Raw genomic sequence first — 636 nt, 5'->3', positions numbered from 1 at the left:
GATGACCGGTTACAACGGCATTATCGCCCGTCTGCAACAGGCTGCCAGCGATCCGATGGTGGACGGCATTCTGCTCGATATGGACACGCCCGGCGGGATGGTGGCGGGGGCATTTGACTGCGCTGACATCATCGCCCGTGTGCGTGACATAAAACCGGTATGGGCGCGTGCCAACGACATGAACTGCAGTGCAGGTCAGTTGCTTGCCAGTGCCGCCTCCCGGCGTCTGGTCACGCAGACCGCCCGGACAGGCTCCATCGGCGTCATGATGGCTCACAGTAATTACGGTGCTGCGCTGGAGAAACAGGGTGTGGAAATCACGCTGATTTACAGCGGCAGCCATAAGGTGGATGGCAACCCCTACAGCCATCTTCCGGATGACGTCCGGGAGACACTGCAGTCCCGGATGGACGCAACCCGCCRGATGTTTGCGCAGWAGGTGTCGKCATATACCGGCCTGTCCGTGCAGGTTGTGCTGGATACCGAGGCTGCAGTGTACAGCGGTCAGGAGGCCATTGATGCCGGACTGGCTGATGAACTTGTTAACAGCACCGGTGCTGGATACCGAGGCTGCAGTGTACAGCGGTCAGGAGGCCATTGATGCCGGACTGGCTGATGAACTTGTTAACAGCACCG

General features: G+C 59.7%; 1 protein-coding gene. It reads left to right on the top strand.

The annotated features are described in order from the left end of the window. Positions 1 to 601 (top strand): S49 family peptidase (locus tag EJ063_RS20430; protein ID WP_148104550.1); only part of this gene is annotated, 601 nt, incomplete at its 5' end. Between the last annotated feature and the right edge of the window lie 35 nt (positions 602 to 636).

The organism is Vibrio aquaticus (assembly GCF_003970385.1).
In the GTDB taxonomy this organism is placed as follows: domain Bacteria; phylum Pseudomonadota; class Gammaproteobacteria; order Enterobacterales; family Vibrionaceae; genus Vibrio; species Vibrio aquaticus.
Note: the sequence above shows the minus strand (reverse complement) of the source record. Positions and strands in the feature narration are given on the sequence as shown.